Annotated in this window: 15 protein-coding genes and 1 other RNA gene; 10 read left to right on the forward strand and 6 right to left on the reverse strand. The window is 61.6% G+C overall.

Translation table 11 applies throughout. The features are described 5' to 3' along the window. Positions 1-24: 24 nt before the first annotated feature. The gene (locus H7U37_RS01565; RefSeq protein WP_204873066.1) at positions 25-249 is read left to right on the forward strand and encodes a helix-turn-helix transcriptional regulator; all 225 of its coding nucleotides are present in this window, start codon (positions 25-27) and stop codon (positions 247-249) included. Positions 250-255: 6 nt separating this feature from the next. On the opposite strand, the gene H7U37_RS01570 is transcribed toward H7U37_RS01565, so the two are convergent. The 3 genes from H7U37_RS01570 to H7U37_RS01580 form a co-directional block, all read right to left on the reverse strand. Continuing rightward, positions 256-1,218, reverse strand: a complete 963-nt coding sequence (locus tag H7U37_RS01570; protein WP_204873067.1) for an RluA family pseudouridine synthase — start codon at positions 1,216-1,218, stop codon at positions 256-258. A gap of 363 nt (positions 1,219-1,581) precedes the next feature. Further along, positions 1,582-2,886: an Ig-like domain-containing protein gene (locus tag H7U37_RS15975; RefSeq protein WP_272873455.1), complete on the reverse strand. Its 1,305-nt coding sequence runs from the start codon at positions 2,884-2,886 to the stop codon at positions 1,582-1,584. Positions 2,887-2,963: 77 nt separating this feature from the next. Further along, positions 2,964-4,130, reverse strand: coding sequence for an FtsW/RodA/SpoVE family cell cycle protein (locus H7U37_RS01580; RefSeq protein WP_338049738.1), 1,167 nt, complete (start codon positions 4,128-4,130; stop codon positions 2,964-2,966). A 204-nt stretch (positions 4,131-4,334) separates the two neighbouring features. Here H7U37_RS01580 and tsaE point away from each other — a divergent pair, with 204 nt between their 5' ends. The 4 genes from tsaE (at position 4,335) to eutH (ending at position 7,296) form a co-directional block, all read left to right on the forward strand. Further along, on the forward strand, positions 4,335-4,766 hold the full coding sequence (gene tsaE / locus H7U37_RS01585; RefSeq protein ID WP_204873071.1) for a tRNA (adenosine(37)-N6)-threonylcarbamoyltransferase complex ATPase subunit type 1 TsaE: 432 nt from the start codon (positions 4,335-4,337) through the stop codon (positions 4,764-4,766). Further along, positions 4,763-5,488: a tRNA (adenosine(37)-N6)-threonylcarbamoyltransferase complex dimerization subunit type 1 TsaB gene (tsaB, locus tag H7U37_RS01590; RefSeq protein ID WP_204873072.1), complete on the forward strand. Its 726-nt coding sequence runs from the start codon at positions 4,763-4,765 to the stop codon at positions 5,486-5,488. Before tsaE ends, tsaB begins: the two co-directional genes overlap by 4 nt. Positions 5,489-5,509: 21 nt before the next feature. Further along, complete coding sequence (gene upp / locus H7U37_RS01595; RefSeq protein WP_204873073.1) at positions 5,510-6,139, forward strand: uracil phosphoribosyltransferase; 630 nt, start codon at positions 5,510-5,512, stop codon at positions 6,137-6,139. Between the two features lie 80 nt (positions 6,140-6,219). After that, the gene (eutH, locus tag H7U37_RS01600; RefSeq protein ID WP_204873074.1) at positions 6,220-7,296 is read left to right on the forward strand and encodes an ethanolamine utilization protein EutH; all 1,077 of its coding nucleotides are present in this window, start codon (positions 6,220-6,222) and stop codon (positions 7,294-7,296) included. A 30-nt stretch (positions 7,297-7,326) separates the two neighbouring features. Here the strand turns inward: eutH and ssrS are convergent. Together ssrS and H7U37_RS01610 are read right to left on the reverse strand one after the other, a co-directional pair. Further along, positions 7,327-7,522: non-coding RNA, 6S RNA (gene ssrS / locus H7U37_RS01605), on the reverse strand. A 34-nt stretch (positions 7,523-7,556) separates the two neighbouring features. Beyond that, positions 7,557-7,859 carry a DUF1292 domain-containing protein gene (locus tag H7U37_RS01610; RefSeq protein ID WP_204873075.1) on the reverse strand — a complete coding sequence of 101 codons (303 nt, stop codon included), beginning with the start codon at positions 7,857-7,859 and terminating at the stop codon, positions 7,557-7,559. 263 nt (positions 7,860-8,122) lie between these two features. On the opposite strand from H7U37_RS01610, the gene H7U37_RS01615 reads away from it, so the two are divergent. After that, positions 8,123-10,708 carry a transglycosylase domain-containing protein gene (locus tag H7U37_RS01615; RefSeq protein WP_338049740.1) on the forward strand — a complete coding sequence of 862 codons (2,586 nt, stop codon included), beginning with the start codon at positions 8,123-8,125 and terminating at the stop codon, positions 10,706-10,708. Between the two features lie 106 nt (positions 10,709-10,814). Here the strand turns inward: H7U37_RS01615 and H7U37_RS01620 are convergent, their stop codons facing one another. Further along, on the reverse strand, positions 10,815-12,689 hold the full coding sequence (locus tag H7U37_RS01620) for a DUF4914 family protein (protein WP_204873076.1): 1,875 nt from the start codon (positions 12,687-12,689) through the stop codon (positions 10,815-10,817). Between the two features lie 478 nt (positions 12,690-13,167). On the opposite strand from H7U37_RS01620, the gene H7U37_RS01625 reads away from it, so the two are divergent. From H7U37_RS01625 to H7U37_RS01640, 4 genes are all read left to right on the forward strand, one after another. Continuing rightward, positions 13,168-14,535 (forward strand): MATE family efflux transporter, encoded by a 1,368-nt coding sequence (locus tag H7U37_RS01625; RefSeq protein WP_204873077.1) that lies wholly within the window; start codon positions 13,168-13,170, stop codon positions 14,533-14,535. Positions 14,536-14,630: 95 nt separating this feature from the next. Beyond that, the gene (locus H7U37_RS01630; RefSeq protein WP_204873078.1) at positions 14,631-15,134 is read left to right on the forward strand and encodes a YceD family protein; all 504 of its coding nucleotides are present in this window, start codon (positions 14,631-14,633) and stop codon (positions 15,132-15,134) included. 47 nt (positions 15,135-15,181) lie between these two features. Next, positions 15,182-15,373, forward strand: a complete 192-nt coding sequence (gene rpmF, locus H7U37_RS01635; protein WP_204873079.1) for a 50S ribosomal protein L32 — start codon at positions 15,182-15,184, stop codon at positions 15,371-15,373. 120 nt (positions 15,374-15,493) lie between these two features. Further along, positions 15,494-16,876, forward strand: coding sequence for a DUF512 domain-containing protein (locus H7U37_RS01640; protein WP_204873081.1), 1,383 nt, complete (start codon positions 15,494-15,496; stop codon positions 16,874-16,876). Positions 16,877-16,895 lie beyond the last annotated feature (19 nt).

Here is a 16,895-nt window from a genome sequence, read left to right on the forward strand (position 1 = left end):
TCATAACAGACTGGAGGACCGGGTATGGATACGAAGCATTATAAAACTTATGTCCAAATTGGGCTGAATATCCTGTATTACCGCAAACAGCAGGGGTTAACGCAGGAAAATCTGGCGGAGATCATCGACATTACGCAGCAGCATATGCAGCGGATCGAGACGGCGCACTCCATTCCCAGCCTGCCCACCCTGCTGAACATCGCGGACGCGCTGGGGGTGCCGGTGGAAAAGCTCTTTGAGCGCCGCTGATAGCGCTCAGGTGTTGGGGAAATACTCGTCCACAAAGTCCACCTGGGACACCTGGAAGTATTTTCCGTTCAGATAGTCCAGGATACCGCCGTCGGTGGTAAAATCGAAGGAGAGGCGGTAGGAGTAGAGGGCCTGGAAGGACCGGCCGTAGCGCTTGTTGTCCTTTTCCCGCCCATACTTGCCGTCCCCCAGCAGAGGGTGGCCGGCGGCGGCGAACTGGGCGCGGATCTGGTGGGTGCGTCCGGTGAGCAGCTCGCACTCCACCAGGGAAAGGCCGTTCCGGCTCTGGAGGGTGCGGTAGAGTGTGGCGGCGCTTTTGCCTCCGGAGATGGGGTGGTCAAAGACCTTGACCTGCTTTTTGTCCTCATTTTTGAGGAGAAAGCCCTCCAGTTTTCCGCTGGGGGGGTTCATTTTGCCGTGGATGATGGCCAGATAGTATTTGGAGATTTCCCGGTCCCGGATTTTTTGATTCATGATGCGCAGGGTTTCGGCGTCCTTGGCGGCGATGACGATCCCGCCGGTGTTGCGGTCGATGCGGTTGCACAGGGCGGGGGCAAAGGAGTGCTCCCGATAGGGGCTCCACTCCTTTTTTTGGTAAAGATAGGCCTGGATGTGGGTGATAAGGGTGTTGACCCGCTCGGTCTCGTCGGGGTGGACCACCAGTCCGGGGCGTTTGTTGACCAGCAGCAGGTGTTCGTCCTCATAGACCAGATCCAGCCGGGGCTGAAAGACCGAGAGGAAGGCGTTTTCTTCGCTGGGCTGCTGGAAAAATTCGTCGTTGATGTAGAGCTGGAGCACGTCTCCGATTTGCAGGCGCACGTCCCGCTTGGAGCCTTTGCCGTTGACCTTGACCCGTTTGAGGCGGATATACTTCTGGGCCAGGGGACCGGGGAGCAGGGGGACGGTTTTGGCCAGCCAGCGGTCCAGACGCTGCCCGGCGTCGTTTTTGGAGATGACGTATTCTTTCATAAAGGGACCTCACAAGATGGATTTGGCAGTAGTATAGCACAAACGGCGGCAAAGGGGAAGAAACGAAAAAACAGGCCCGGAGGGAGAGAAAACTTCCCGTCCGGGCCGCAGTTTGTGGAAAGAGTCCGTCGTCACTAGAATTGTTTTTCGATTTCCCGCGGGGGCGGCCCTACGCGGGAAGGGGGGATACCCCCCCTTCTGCACTTCCCCCAGGTACGCCGACTTACCTCGTAGGGGCGACCCTTGTGGTCGCCCGCTTTTATGCAAGCACTTCATTTCCCCTTGCACTGCGTTTCACTTCTTCGACAGCTTGCGGCCCGGACGGAGAGAAAGTTCCCGTCCGGGCCGCTGCACGAAGGGGCTTTAACCCCAGGAGAAGAAGGAGAGCCAGCCGGAGTCCCTCTCCTCCTCCACGGCCATGGCGTCGGCCAGCAGCTGGGCGGCCTGGGCCCGGGTGAGGGTGTCGGAGAGGACGGCGTCGTCGTCCAGCATCCCGCAGCTGGCCAGGTTGGCGGCCGACTGGGCGGCCCAGGCGGGGGCGGCGGCGAAGGTCTCGGTGCTCACGTCGGTGATATTAAGAAGCCGGTTGAGGAATACGGTGGCCTCCGCCCGGGTGATGGGGGAATCGGCCTGAAAGACGGCCTGGCCGTCGCTGTCCAGCGCGCCCAAAACCAGGCCGGACCGGAGGGCGGAGGCCACATAGGGCTTGGCCCACAGGGGGATGGAGGTGTCGTCGGCAAAGCCGGTGGTGGTCACATCCTCCAAAGTCTCCACGTCCAGAGCATCCATGGCCATGGCCACAAACTGGCTCCGGGTGACGGCGGCGTCTGGTTGGAAGAAGTAGGTGTCGCCCATACATTCGCCCACAAACACGCCCTCGGCGGCCAGACACAGGGCGGCGTTATAGGCCGGGTGGCCGTCCATGTCGGCGTAGGTGACCTTGGTGTCCGGCTTTTGGATCTGAATGGTGACGGTGGCGGGGGCGGAGGTATTGCCCACGGCGTCCATGGCAATATAGGTGAAGGTGTCCTTGCCGGTCTTGCCCTCGTAGGGGGTGTAGGTGAAGGTGTCGGAGCCATCCTCCGGCAGGGTCACAGCGCCCCGGGCGGGCTTTTTGACCAGCTGGAAGGTGAGCAGGTCGCCCTCCGGGTCAATGGCGGAAAAGCGCTCGGTGAGGGCCACGCCCCGGTAAGTGGAGAGGGTCAGGTCCTGGGCCACCGGGGCGCCGTTGGCGCTGGACAGCCGGTAGAGGTCCACCGTCACCGGTTCACCGGCGCTGCCGTTGGAAAAGACGGGGGTGAAGGTGAAGCAGGCGGCCTGTTCCGCTCCGCCGGAGGGGGTAAAGAGCAGGCTGTCCACGGCGGACATGGCCACCGTCTCCCCGGCGGAGAGGGGGGAGCCGGCCAGGGTGAGGACGCCGGCGGCCGGGTCGGGCAGGCTGTCCAGGACGATGGCGTCCAGGGCGATTCCTTCGGCGGCATCCACCCGGAAGTCGTCGGCGGAGAAGGTGATGGCGTCCATCCCCACGGCGTTTTTGGCAAAAGCGGATACCGACGCCTCGCCGGAGGAAGTCTCACCGGAGGCGGCCAGCGCCACGGCGGGGAGGGACAGGGCCAGAACGGCCAAAAGAGCCGCGGCGGCCCGGCGGGGGGAGAAAATAGCGTTCAAAGCAAAAACCTCCTTGGAAGGAAAGAGTGGGATGTCCCTAGTCTTGTCCATTCCAAGGAGATTATGCGCGGAAGCACTCAGAGATTGCTGCGGTCTCTCAGCCAGCTGGGGAGGGAACGCATTTTGACGCTGGACACCACCCCCACCGAGGCGTACATGGTGATGAGGGAGGAGCCGCCGTAGCTGACGAAGGGGAGGGTGATGCCCACCACCGGGAAAATGTAGAGGCACATGGCCACATTGATGCATACCTGTGCCAGCAGCATCCCGGCCACGCCCATGACCAGCAGGCCGGACTGGATGCTGCACGCCCGGCGGGCCACCCAAATGCACCGCAGGATGATGCCGGCCAGCAGGGCCAGCAGGACCAGGCAGCCGATGAGGCCGAACTCCTCTCCGCACACGGCGAAGATCTCGTCGGTGGACCGGGCGTTCAAGGCCCAGTTGGAGGAGCTCTGGGTCTGGAGGCCCTGGAGGAAGCCCATGCCGGTGAGTCCGCCGCTGCCGATGGCCAGGATGCTGCGGGTCTGCTGCATCCCGATGCCCTGGGTCTGCTCCAGCAGGGTCTCCTGGTTGCCGGTCAGGTGGTCAATGACCACTTTGACCCGGCGGATGAAGTAAATCTCCTGCAATTCCGGCTTGAGGATGAGGAGGGCCACCACGCCGCCGATGGCCAGGGCGGCCAGCACGAAGGCCAGGAGGAACCAGCGCTTTTTGATGCCCGCCGACCAGGCCACCACCACGAAGATAAAGAAGTAGATGAGGGCCATGCCGAAGTCGCCGGAGGCCACGGCGATGATGCCCACCATGAGGAGGGTATGGCCGGCGATGGAAAAGACGGAGGAGGGACGGCTGATATCCGGCTCCTGAAGCTTGGCGCATTGATAGGCCAGGAGGAAGATAAAGGTCAGCTTGACGATTTCGGCGGGCTGGATGTCCATGGGAAAGCCGGGAATATGGATCCAACTCAGGTTGCCGCTGCCGTTGTCCACCCCCAGGCCGGGCACACGCACCGCCAGGTTGAAGAGCACGTTAAAGATAAGAAGAAATTTCCAGGATTTTTCGGTGAACAGCTCCACATCCACCGAGGACATGGCGATGTAAACCAGGACGCCCAGCAGCATACAGATGGATTGGATGATGATGCTGCGGTTGGGATTGGCATTGGTAGACAGATACCGGGTAGCGCTGAAAACCAGCAAGAGGCCGAAGCTGTTGGCGGCCAGGCACAGACCCAGCAGCACCAGATCCCCCTTGCGGAGAAAGGCTTTGAACGAATCACTGAACCAGGACAGGGAAGGGACCTCCTTTCATATCATAAAGCGGGAAAACATACATGTAATAGCATATCACCTTTTGAAGCCGGCGTAAACACATTTTGCGTTTTGAGGTAGGATGTGCTATAATCAAGTCCCATTGATTTGAGCCCAAGAGAGGAGCGCTGCGCCATGGAATACCAGTCCAACAGTCCGGAGGAGACCGAGGCCATCGGAGCCCGTCTGGCCGCCGGACTTTCCGCCGGGACGGTGGTGGCCTTCACCGGCGACCTGGGAGCGGGCAAGACCGCCTTTGTCCGGGGAATGGCGAGGGGATTGGGAATTGCTCAGCGGGTGACCAGCCCCACCTTCACCATCGTCAACGAATACGAGGGGGGGAGACTGCCCCTGTTTCATTTTGATATGTACCGGCTGGGCTCGGCGGACGAGCTGTACGACATCGGCTGGGAGGACTATCTCGCCAGGGGCGGCGTGTGCGCCGTGGAGTGGAGCGAGAACATCGAAGAGGCGTTGGAGGAAAATACCGTCCGGGTGGACCTGCGCCGCGGCGACGGGGAAGACACGCGGATCATCCGCATCACCGGACCGGAGGGAGAAGCATGAAGATTTTAGCGCTGGAAACGTCGGCCACCGCCTGTTCGGTGGCGCTGTGCGAGGACGAGGCCCTGCTGGCCCAGAGCTTTGAACACTGCGGACTGACCCACAGCCGCACCCTGATGCCCATGCTGGAGGGGATGCTGGCCACCGCCGGCGTTTCCCTGGAGGAGGTGGACCTGATCGCGGTGGCGGCGGGTCCCGGGTCCTTTACGGGGCTGCGCATTGGGGTGTCTGCCGCCAAGGGGCTGGCCTGGCCGGGGGACAAGCCCTGCGCGGGGGTGTCCACTCTGGAGGCCATGGCCTGGACGGCGGCCCATACGGGGCGGGAGATCTGCCCGGTGATGGACGCCCGCCGCCATCAGGTCTATAACGCCCGCTTTGCCCCGACGGCGGACGGCGGCCTCACCCGTCTGGCGCCCGACCGGGCCATCGCCCTGGAGGAACTGACGGAGGAATTAAAAAAGGCGGGAACGGCGCAAATTTTAGTTGGAGACGGCGCGGATTTATGTTATACTACCCTCAAGGAACAGGGGATAGACGTGATGTTGGCGCCTCCCCATCTCCGCTTTCAGACAGCCTGGGGGGTGGCCCGCTGCGCGCTGGAGCAGGCCCGGAAGGGACAGCTGACCGACGCTCAGGGCCTGACGCCCTTCTATCACCGCCTCTCGCAGGCGGAGCGGGAGCGGCTGGCCCGTCAGCAGGCCGCGCAGGCGGCCAAACCAAGATAAAGGGGAAGATTAACCATGGATATGGAAAAGGTACACATTCTGGATCATCCGCTGCTGCAGCACAAGCTCTCCATCCTGCGGGATGAGAGAACCGGCTCCAAGGAGTTCCGTGAAGTCGTCACCGAGATTGCCACCCTCATGTGCTACGAGGCCACCCGCGACCTGCCGCTGCAGGAAGTGGAGATCAAGACCCCCATCACCACCGGCAAGTTCAAGGCGCTGGCCGGCAAAAAGGTCGCCATCGTGCCGGTGCTCCGCGCCGGTCTGGGCATGGTGGACGGCATTCTCAACCTGCTGCCCGCCGCCAAGGTGGGCCATATCGGCCTTTACCGCGACCCCGACACCCTGGAGCCGGTGGAGTACTACTGCAAGATGCCCAACGACATCGCCGAGCGGGACGTCATCATCCTGGACCCCATGCTGGCCACCGGTGGTTCCGCTTCCGCGGCCATCCAGTTCATCAAGAACTATGATGTCAAGCGCATCAAGCTCATGAACATCATCGCCGCACCCGAGGGCATTGCCCGGGTCCGCCGGGACCATCCCGACGTGGACATCTATGTGGCCGCGGTGGATGAGAAGCTCAACGACCACGGTTACATCGTGCCCGGCCTGGGCGACGCCGGCGACCGGATCTTCGGCACCAAATAAGAAAAAGAAGGCTGCAAGGGCCCGCTGTGAACCGGAAGGTTCGCGGCAGGCCCTTCTTGCTGTCCGGAGGAGGAAGAAGTGTGAACGGATTGATTGGGGCGCTGCTGCTTCTGGCGGCGTTTGGGCTGCTGGACCAGGGGACCGGCGGCAGGCTGGGACTGGCGGAGCCCTTTGGACAGGGGCTCGCCTCCATGGGCGGGCTGGCGGTATCGCTGGTGGGGATCTATTGTCTGGGTATCACCGCCCTCCAGGCCAACGCGGCGGGGGTGGAGGCGCTGGAGGCTGTGCTGCCCTTTGACCCGTCGGTGCTGGTGGGCTGTGTGCTGGCGCCCGATCTGGGGGGCTGGTCCATCGCCAGGGGCATGGCAGCCGGGGAGGCGGTGGGGCGCTTTTCCGGCGTGATCGTCTCCTCCACCCTGGGGTGCGCGGTGAGCTTTGTGCTCCCTCTCTCCCTGGCGGCGGTGGGGGAGGAGGCGCGCTCCGACCTGATGGCCGGTCTGGTGGTGGGAATCATCACCCTTCCGGCCACGCTGGCGGTGGGCGGCGTGCTGCTTGGGGTCCCGGCGGGGGAGCTGGCGGTGTGCTGCGCCCCCATTGTGGTGGTGTGCGCGCTGCTCTGCCTGGCCTTGGTCAAGGCCCGGCGGCCCGCCACACGGGTGCTGCTGGCGGTGGGCAATGGGATCCGGCTGGCCAGCTTTGTCCTTTTCGGAGTGGTGGTGCTGGGGCTGTTTGTGCCGGCGTGGGCGCTGAGCAGCCAGGGGCTGGTGGAGGAGGCGCTGCTCATCGTGGTCAAGATCACCGCGGTGGTGTGCGGGGCCATGGTGGCGGCGCGGCTCATTCTGGCCTGGTGCCGCCGCCCCATTGAGGCGCTGGCCCGCTGGCTGGGGGTGCGGGAGGAGGCGGCGGTGGGGCTGATCCTCAGCCTGGCCACCAGCCTGTCCATGCTCCCTCTCTTTGGCCGGATGGACCGGCGGGGCCGGGTGATGAACGCGGCCTTTTCGGTGTCGGGCGCCTTTGCGCTGGGGGGACAGATGGCCTTTATCGCCAGTGTGGAGCCGGGAGAGGTGGTGGCGGCCTTTGTATGCGCCAAGCTGGCGGGCGGAGTGTGCGCGCTGCTGGCTGCCCGGCTTTTCTGCCCGGCGGAGAAAGAAGGGTAAAAAAGAACCCCACGGACTTACGTCCGTGGGGAGAGCCCCGCTCTGGCCGTGCGAACCCATTTAAAACCTGCACAATGAAGGCAGGTGGGTTGTCTCCACAGTGTTTCATTGCTTCCAACTTCCGACCCTGAAGGGCCGGGAGGCCTGCAAACCACGCTGTGAGGGCGACATCCCGTTTAAGAGATGTGGGTTTAAATAAGGCCCGTCACGCACCGAGCAGGAAAACGGTACGATGGGATGGTATGCCGTGTACGGGCGGATTATTCCTCGTCCTCGGCAAAGAGGTCCTCCATGACCTGGTCATAGACCTCAGCCAGCTCTTCCTCGCTGTCCAGGGTGGCGAGCTGGTCCTCGCCGTTCACGTTGACCACCTTCAGGATGACCAGGCCCTCGTCCTCGCGCTCCTCGTCGGAGTCGGGGGTATCCTCGTCGCCCTCGGTCACCGTCAGGAAGGACATATAGACCTGCCCCTTGTACTCGATGGTACTGCAATACTCCAGCTCAAACTCATTGCCCTCCTCGTCGGTGAGGGTAATAAAGTCGCCGCCGAATTCCTCGCTCATGTGTATTCACCGCTTTCCGATGGTCTGCGCCCCGGAGAAGGGGGCGATACAAACCGCCGGGGCGATTTGTTTCCAGACCTATTGTAACCCGTTCCCGATCAAATTGCAAGACATGGGAAGGGTAAATTTTTTACCAAGGCGAAAGGTACGGCAAAATGTACCGGTTTAGGGTGGACATTTTGGGCACAGATGTTTATAATAGGACTGTTTGAAGGTATTCTGCGGGCGGATCACCGCCCAGGCGCAAACTCGGAGGTGTCAGCGTGGCAACAACAAATTCCAAAAAAAAGAAGGGACGGGGCGTGGTGGCCGCAATCGGTAAGGTCGTGGGCACCTTGCTGCTTGTTGGAATACTGACCTGTGCTTTCCTGGCCTGTTTTGCGGCAGTTTATATCAAAACCGTGATTCTGCCCGACGCCCATGTGGAAGCCCAGTCCTATTCCACCGCCCTGTCCAGCACGATTTATTATACCGACAAGACCACCGGACAGGCCGTGGAGCTGCAAAGCCTCTACGGCACACAAAACCGGGTGTGGGTCTCCTTTGACGAGATCCCCCAATACCTGCGGGACGCCGCCGTGGCCATTGAGGACCAGCGCTTCTATACCCACAGCGGCGTGGACTGGATCCGCACGGCAAAGGGGGTGCTGAGCCTCTTTACCGGCGCCAAGATCGAGGGCGGCTCCACCATCACCCAGCAGCTGCTCAAAAACATGACCACCTATGACGACGTAACGGTCAAACGCAAGATCCTGGAAATTTTCCGCGCCCTGGACTTTGACGCCAACCACGAAAAGGACGAGATTTTGGAGATGTACCTCAACTACATCTACTTTGGCAAAAAGTGCTACGGCGTGGCCACGGCCTCCCAGTATTATTTCGGCAAGGATGTGGGGGAGCTGAGCCTGGCGGAGTGCGCCTCCCTCATCAGCATCACCAACAACCCCAGCGCCTATAATCCCTATGTCTATCCGGAGAACAACGCCTACCGGGCCAACCTTGTGCTGTACGCCATGCTGGAGCAGGGCAAGATCAGCCAGGCGGAATACGACCAGGCCAAGGCGCAGGTAGACGCCGGCCTGAACTTCACCCAGGGAGAGAGCGAGAGTGAAGCGGCCACCAATATCCTGTCCTGGTATGAGGAGCAGGTGGTGTCCGATGTCATCGACGACCTGGTGGAAGAGCTGGGTTACTCCAATGAATTGGCCAGCAATATGGTTTACAGCGGCGGTCTGAAGATCTACGCCTGTGTGGACCCGGAGATCCAGGCCAAGGCGGAGGAGGTTTACGAAAACCGGGAAAACCTCCCCCTGGTGTCGGAGAGCGGACAGCAGATCCAATCGGCCATTGCCATCATCGACACGGAGGGCAATGTGGTGGCGCTGGTGGGCAGCATGGGGGAAAAGGAGGGCAACGCCCTTTACAACATGGCCTCCATGGCCCACCGGCAGCCCGGCTCCTCCATCAAGCCCCTGGCGGTGTACGCCCCCGCCATTGATACCGGCCTCATCACGCCAGCCACCACCTTTGACGACACGCCCGTCATGCGGCTGGGGGGGAGCAACTGGCCCTCCAACTCCTATGGCAAGTATTACGGCCTGATGGATGTGGCCGATGCGGTGAAGCAATCCTCCAACCCGGTGGCGGTGCGTGCCCTCCAGCTGCTGGGCCTGAGCAAATCCGCGGAATACCTGGAAGAGAATTTCCACATCACCACCCTGGAGGAGGACGATTATAACCAGCTGGGCAACCTGGCCTTGGGCGGTCTGAGCGACGGCGTCAGCGTGCTGGAGATGGCGGCGGCCTACTCGGTATTCCCCCGCAACGGCGTCTATGTGGAGCCCAGAACCTACAGCCGGGTGGAGAACGCCGACGGAGAGGTCATCCTGGACAATACCGCCAGCGAGCCGCAGACCGTGCTGAAGGAGACCACCGCCTGGTATATCAACGATATGCTCACCGACGTGGTGACCAAGAGCGGCGGCACCGGTACGGCGGCCAACTGGAGCGGCATGACCATTGCCGGTAAGACCGGTTCCACCAACAGCAACAACGACCGCTGGTTTGTGGGCTATACCCCCTACTACACCGCCGCCGTCTGGACCGGTTATGAGACGCCGGAGCGCATCTATTACAGCGGCAGCAACCCGGCCATCACCCTCTGGAAGCTGGTCATGGAGCCCATCCACGAGGGACTGGAAAACAAGGAATTCGACCAGCCCTCCGGCCTTCAGAGCGTACAGGTTTGCGCCGACAGCGGCAAGCGGGCCACCAGCGCCTGCGCCAACGATCCCAGAGGAAGCCGTGTGACCACGGTCTATCTCTTTGCCGACGACATTCCCAGCGAGAGCTGCGACCTTCACCAGGAGGTGGAGGTGTGTACCGCCTGCCCGGTGGAGGGTGTGGAGGGCCTCTACCATCTGGCCGGCGAATACTGCCCCAGAGGAACGGAAGAGGGGCTGGAATCCACCGTCAAGACCATCGCGGTGCTCAATTACAGCCGTGACGGCGGATACGGCGCCGACAGCGCCTATTTCCTCGGCTATCTGCAAGCCCAGGGAAGCTGTACGGTCCACACCGGCGAGGCGGTCACCCAGCCGGAGGAATACGACCCGGCCACCTTTGATCCGGGGGACGAGGCAACCTGGCCCACCCAGGAGCAGTGGCCCGGCTTCAGCATTGAGGACGAGAGCACCTGGCCCGTGGTGACGGGGCCGGAGACGTCGGAGGAGCCCAACGGCGAGACGCCGGATGACGGCGGAGAAGGAGGAGGGGTCATCATCCTTCCTCCGGAGGCCGAGGGAGGGGACCATCCCCACGGGGAGGAGCCCTCGATATTGCCGCAGTAAAAACCATCCAGCGGGCGGTCCTGTACGGACCGCCCGCTCTTTTTTGCGCAAAAAAACCGCCGGGACCCGGATGGGGGCCCGGCGGTGATTGTTTGAAAAGCAGGTCTTACTCCAGACCCAGCGGAATGATGTCGCAGTATTCCTGCACGGAGCCGTTGCGCTTGAAGCACTCCAGGATCTCCTTGCCCACCGGATGGAGCTCCTCCACGTCGTACACCGCCAGCTCCTTGGCGAAGAAATCGTAGAGGATCTGAGCGCCGGCATCATAGCCCTTGATGCCCAGGGTGTCCTGGGTCTCAGGCTGGAGGAATTCGTGGGAGATGTGCTGGCCGTCCACCTTCATCTCATTGAGGGCGTAGCCCACCAGGGGGCAGCGGGCGGGGACCAGGCGGTCCTTCTTCATGTTGACGCCGCCGCGGCGGGCCAGGTATTCGCGGGAGATCCACTCGGCGGCAAAGCCCACCTTCCACACGCCGATATACTGGTTGGGGATAAGGACATAGCGGGTGGCGGGGCAGTTGATGATCTGCTCCAGCAGGAGGTTGGCCTGCCGGACCCGCTGGCCGGTGGCGAAGGGCCAGTAGGAGCCCACGCCCTCGCTGGCCAGGGCGCCGCCGCCGCTGATGCTGGGGTTCTTATAGCCGCGGGGGGCCACCAGACGCCACAGCCAGGCCACGGCGGGAGGCACGATGTGCATCAGGCCCATAATGCCGTAGGTGGGATGCTCGGCGGTGTTGGGAGGCATACGCACGCCGAAGCTGCGCACGTCCACGTCCACCGAGGACCACACGATATCGTGGATCATGCGGCGGGGGATGATGACACGGGGGTTGGGGCAGGGCTTGCCGTTGGAGTCCAGGGTGTGCTCCCAGGGCAGGCAGGTGGCGCGGGGGAAACCTTCAATGTTGAGGAAGAGGAGGGGCTCCTTGGTGTGGATGGCGATTTTCTCATACATGGGGTCGCAGCCGTAGGAGGTGATGCCGTCCACCCGGACGAACCAGCCGTCCTCGCCGTCGGCCAGGGAGAGCTTGCCGTTGTTCTTCTGGAGGGAGGGATGGCAGATGGCCATATCGTCGGTAACCGGCTCAATGGTACAGGTATCGCTCATGCTGATATAGCGCTCTTCGTGGGTCTGCGCGTTGACGCCCAGAAGCACGCGGCCGTCGCCGGCGCGCTGCACGTCCTGGAGCAGCTCGCTCTTGCCGCCGCCGGAGGCGCCCTCGTGCATCATGACCATCTCGTTTTCGTAGGGGGTGATGACCCGGGCGGCGGAGGCGTGGGCGGTGACCCAGCCCTCCTGCTCGCCGATGTCCAGCAGGACGCTGTAAATGCCCTTCTTGGCGGAGGGGCCGGGATACAGGTTGTAGGCGAAGATCTCGTGGAGATCGGCGCGGCGGCGGTGGACGCAGACCTGCTTGCCGTCAAAGTGGGTGTGACGGAAGGGGGGCGCGGCGTAGATCACCGAACGGGGGGTGAAGTGGTCCACGTTCTTGACCTCCACAAAGGCCTGAAGCTGGGCCAGGGCGAAGGCGAAGAAGGCGGCGTTGCGGGGGCAGAGCAGCACGGAGTCATAGCCGTGCTGATAGCCGCCGGCCTTGAAGGGGACCAGAATGAGCTCCTGGCGGGTGAGCCAGCGGAGGGTCTCATGGCGGAGGGTGTCGAAGGGATAGCCGTAGACATCCTCAAAGCGGGGCTTATCGGAGGGCAGGTCGTCGGCAATGCGCATGCTGTCGGGATCGCGGCGGCGCATGTAGTCCTCGGGATAGTTGACGGCGGCGCCGTTTTTGCAGCGGACCACGTCGGCCTCTTTGACCATCTTGCCGTTGACCTCGTAGAGGACCTCGATCCGGTCGGTGTACTCGTTGCCGAAGATGAGCTCAAAGAGCACCTCTTTGCTCTCGGGGATGATGACGCTGGGGCTGTTGTAGATGACAGCCTCGACCTCCTTGGGAAGGGAGAATTTTTCAAACAAAATGTTCATAGGCGGACCTCTCTTTCTGCATGCTGTGGGCCTTGAGGTTCAAAATACAGACAGCGCATTTGCAAACATTGTACTATAAAAGCGCAATGCTTGTCAATCTTTTGTCAAGGAATGACACGGTTGATTTGAGATACGCAGAAGGGAATCCTGCATTTTTGGAGTTTGGAGCGGGAGAACAGGGGGAGAAGGCGGAGGAGAAAGCCGTTATTTCGAAATTTGAAATATAGGCAAAGCGGGGGAAAAGAAACATAAATACTTTAGAAAAGCGGGCGAATATGAGCGGGAAAATTTTAACGGTAAAAATGCAAGTTTGCGAAGGAAAAAATTCGTTTTGAAAGGGCGTGGGGAGCCGGTTGTGGGCATTGCGCAAAAGGACGGACCTGGCGGGGGAAAAAACGGCGGAATTTACAATTGCAAATGAAAGCGCCGGCCTTATAATAATCTCTGTTTCAAAACGAGAGAGAGGGGGACGGAGGGGATGGAGAAATGTATGCCCCGGCCGGCGGCGCGTCCGGCGGGAGGGAACCGGATTCTGACGCTGACCTGGCCGATTTTTGTGGAGCTGCTGCTTCAGATGCTGGTGGGCAACGCCGACCAGATCATGGTAGGGTGGCGGGACCCCAACGGCGTGGGGGCCATCGGCAACGCCAACCAGATCACCAACCTGGTGCTGCTGGTCTTTTCGGTGGTGTGTACCGCCGCCATGATTTTGATTTCCCAGTATCTGGGCGCGGAGGACACCCGGCAGGTAAAGCGGACCTATGCCGCGGCGCTGCTGCTCAACGTGCTGTTCGGCGTGGCGGTGAGCGCCATTCTGATCGGCTTTTGTCCGGTGATCTTCCGGATGATGGGGGTCCACGCGGAGATTTTTGAGGAGACCTGTCTCTATATGCGCATCATCGGCGGGGGAATGGTATTCCAGGCGGTCTATCTCACCTATACCGCCTTTTTCCGCTCCAGCCAGATGATGAAGGAGACCATGGCGCTCTCGGTGGGAATGAACTGTCTGAATATTTTGGGCAATTACATGCTCATCAACGGGCTGGGACCCGTTCCGGCCCTGGGGGTGGCGGGGGCGGCTCTGTCCAGCGACCTGTCCCGGCTGGTTGGCGTGGCAGCCATCGCGGTGCTGTTCCGCAAAAAATTCGGCCCGGTGCTGTCGGCGGACCATCTGCGCCCCTTCCCCTGGGGCCAGTTCCGGCGGCTGCTGTCCATCGGTCTGCCCACCGGCGGAGAGTCCCTCTCCTATAATGGTTCCCAGATCTGTATTCAGTCCATCTGCAATCTGTTCGCCGCCTTTGTGGTGAATACCCGGGTCTATGCCAATATCTTTGCCAATGTGACCTATCTGTTCGGCTCGGCGCTGTCCCAGGCCTGCCAGGTGGTGACCGCCCGGCTGATGGGGGCGGGAGAGGCGGAGCAGACCGACCGGAACGTCCGGCGCTCTCTGGCCATGGCGCTGGGGGTATCCGGGGTGCTGTCGGTGCTGCTGTGCGTGTTCTGCCAGCCGGTCTACCGCCTGTTCACCAGCGACCCGGATATTCTGCGTCTGGCGCAGATCATCATGCTCATTGAGATCCCCCTTGAGCTGGGGCGGGCGGTGAATATGGTGATGTGCCGCGCCCTCCAGGCCTGTGGGGACATCCGGTTTCCCATCGCCATCTGCATCATTCACGCCTGGCTGGTGGCGGTGGGAGGCGGCTACGTGCTGGGCGTGGTGTTTGAGATGGGCCTGCCCGGGCTGTGGATCTCCATGGCCTGTGACGAGTGCATCCGGGCGCTGCTCTTTTTGTGGCGGTGGCGCCAGGGCGGCTGGCGGACCCGTTCCCTGGTGAGGGGAAAATAAGAAAAACGAAAAAATACAAAAATCCCGCAAAAAAGATTTGACATGGGAGAAGATTATATGTATAATACCATCTGTGACATTGTGAGAGGTGTATTATGCGTCTGAATCTCCGTAGCATTCTTACCGTACCGGGTGCCAAGCTGCCCTTTTCCTTTGAAATGGACCTGTCTGACCTGGACTTTTTTGGGGAAAAGCCCTTAAAAAATCCGGTCCGGGTGAAAGGCGAGGTGCGCAACATGGCGGGCGCCCTGCTGCTGACCGGCAGCGCCTCCACAGTGCTGGACGTGATTTGCGACCGGTGCTTAAAGCCCTTTTCGGAGGAGATGGAGGTGCCGGTGGAGACGCTGGTGGCCGAGTCGGTGGAGAACGCCGACAGCGACGAGGGAGACGAGATCGTCCTTTTGGAGGACGGCGAGATCGACCTGGACGAGGTATTTGAAACCGCCGTCGTACTGGCCATGGATGTCAAGCACGTCTGTTCAGAGGACTGCAAGGGACTGTGTCCCGGCTGCGGCGTCAATCTGAACGAAGAAGCCTGCAAATGCAAGCCTGAACCCGATCCACGTTTTGCTGCCCTCGCGCAGCTGTTGGATAAATGAGAAATCCCATTGCCCGGCCAGGGCATTGACCTAAGGAGGTGTCATAAATGGCAGTCCCTAAGAGTAAAGTGTCCAAGCAGCGTCGGAATAAGCGGCGTAGCTCCGTGTGGAAGCTGGAGACCCCCAGCGTTACCACCTGCCCCAAGTGCGGCGCGTTCCGCCTCCCGCACCGGATGTGCAAGTCCTGCCTGAGCTACAACGGTCATGAGTTCGGCAAGACCGAGGCCGCGGCGAAGTAAATAGCCTGGAACTGGAAAGAAGAGAGGGGATAGAACGTCCCCTCTTTCTTTTTGCCCGGAGATGGGTTACAATGAGACAAGCAGCCGCCGGACCGGGCGGCAAAGTGAGGAGGAGCGGCAGTGAGCCTGACCAAGATCCGGAGGGTGGACCATGGCAGTCCGGCCCAGCGGGCCGGGGTCCGTCCGGGCGACACCCTGACCCATGTGAACGGCCATCCCATTGTGGATGTGCTGGACTATAAATTCCATACCTACGACCCCCGGCTGATGCTGGACCTGACCGACGAGACCGGCCGGAAGCGGACCGTCCGGGTGCGCAAGGCGGAGGGGGAGGATTTGGGACTGGAGTTTGAGACCTATCTCATGGACCGGGCCCGCTCCTGCGCCAACAACTGTATTTTCTGCTTTGTGGACCAGATGCCGCCTGGGATGCGGGACACCCTTTATTTTAAGGATGACGACGCCCGGCTGTCCTTTCTCATGGGCAATTATATTACCCTTACCAACCTCTCTCCCCGGGAGATCCAGCGGATCATCGACCTGCGCATCAGCCCCATCAATATTTCGGTCCACGCCACCGACCCGGAGCTGCGCACCGCCATGCTGAAAAACAAGCGGGCGGGGGAGTGCCTGGAGGTGATGGAGCGCCTGGCGGCGGCGGGGATCACCATGAACTGTCAGATCGTCTCCTGTCCCGGCATCAACGACGGCCCGGCGCTGGACCGGACGCTGCGCGACCTCTCCGCCCTCTATCCGGCGGTGGACAGCGTGGCCATCGTGCCCGTGGGAGTCACCCGCTTCCGGGAGGGACTCTGCCATATCGAACCCTACACGCCGGAGCAGGCGGCGGGGGTCATTGACCAGGTGGAGGCCTTCGGCCGGGCATTTTTCGCCCAAAAGGGGACGACTTTGGCCTGGTGCTCCGATGAGTTCTATCTCATTGCCGGCCGGGAGCTGCCGGAAAAGGGGTATTATGAGGAGATGGCCCAGCTGGAAAACGGCGTGGGAATGCTGCGCCTTCTGCTGCGCCAGGCGGAGCTGGCCCTGGAGGAGGTGCCGGACTGTGCGCCTACGCCCTTCTCCGTTGCCACGGGTGTGTCCGCCGCGCCCTTTGTGGAGAAGATCGTTGACATGGTCGGGGCAAAATGTGATACAATAAAAGGGAATGTATACCCCATCCGCAACCGCTTTTTCGGGGAGACCATCACGGTGTCCGGGCTCATTACCGGACAGGATCTGATGAAGCAGCTGAAGGGCAGGGACCTGGGGGCCCGTCTGCTCCTTCCGTCCAACATGCTGCGGGCCGGAGAGCGGGTCTTTCTGGACGACGTGACGGTGGAGCAGCTGGAGGAGGCGTTGGGGGTGCCGGTGCTGCCGGTGGAGGCCGAAAGCGGCTATGACCTGGTGGACGCCATGCTGGGCCTTTTGGAGCCGGAGGACGGGGAAGCCGTCCTGCCGCCGGAAAGAGAATATTACCGCTATAATCCGGGAGCACGGCCCTGAGCGGCCCGGGGCTCCGAAA

The sequence above is a fragment of the Pseudoflavonifractor phocaeensis genome (assembly GCF_016901735.1).
Taxonomy (GTDB): Bacteria; Bacillota; Clostridia; order Oscillospirales; family Oscillospiraceae; genus Pseudoflavonifractor_A.

Bases quoted from the DNA above. Each gene is read 5' to 3' on its own strand.
- H7U37_RS01565 (WP_204873066.1), top strand. From the start codon at position 25: ATGGATACGAAGCATTATAAAACTTATGTCCAAATTGGGCTGAATATC.
- H7U37_RS01570 (WP_204873067.1), bottom strand. From the start codon at position 1,218: ATGAAAGAATACGTCATCTCCAAAAACGACGCCGGGCAGCGTCTGGAC.
- tsaE (WP_204873071.1), top strand. From the start codon at position 4,335: ATGGAATACCAGTCCAACAGTCCGGAGGAGACCGAGGCCATCGGAGCC.
- tsaB (WP_204873072.1), top strand. From the start codon at position 4,763: ATGAAGATTTTAGCGCTGGAAACGTCGGCCACCGCCTGTTCGGTGGCG.
- upp (WP_204873073.1), top strand. From the start codon at position 5,510: ATGGAAAAGGTACACATTCTGGATCATCCGCTGCTGCAGCACAAGCTC.
- H7U37_RS01610 (WP_204873075.1), bottom strand. From the start codon at position 7,859: ATGAGCGAGGAATTCGGCGGCGACTTTATTACCCTCACCGACGAGGAG.
- H7U37_RS01620 (WP_204873076.1), bottom strand. From the start codon at position 12,689: ATGAACATTTTGTTTGAAAAATTCTCCCTTCCCAAGGAGGTCGAGGCT.
- H7U37_RS01625 (WP_204873077.1), top strand. From the start codon at position 13,168: ATGGAGAAATGTATGCCCCGGCCGGCGGCGCGTCCGGCGGGAGGGAAC.
- H7U37_RS01630 (WP_204873078.1), top strand. From the start codon at position 14,631: ATGCGTCTGAATCTCCGTAGCATTCTTACCGTACCGGGTGCCAAGCTG.
- rpmF (WP_204873079.1), top strand. From the start codon at position 15,182: ATGGCAGTCCCTAAGAGTAAAGTGTCCAAGCAGCGTCGGAATAAGCGG.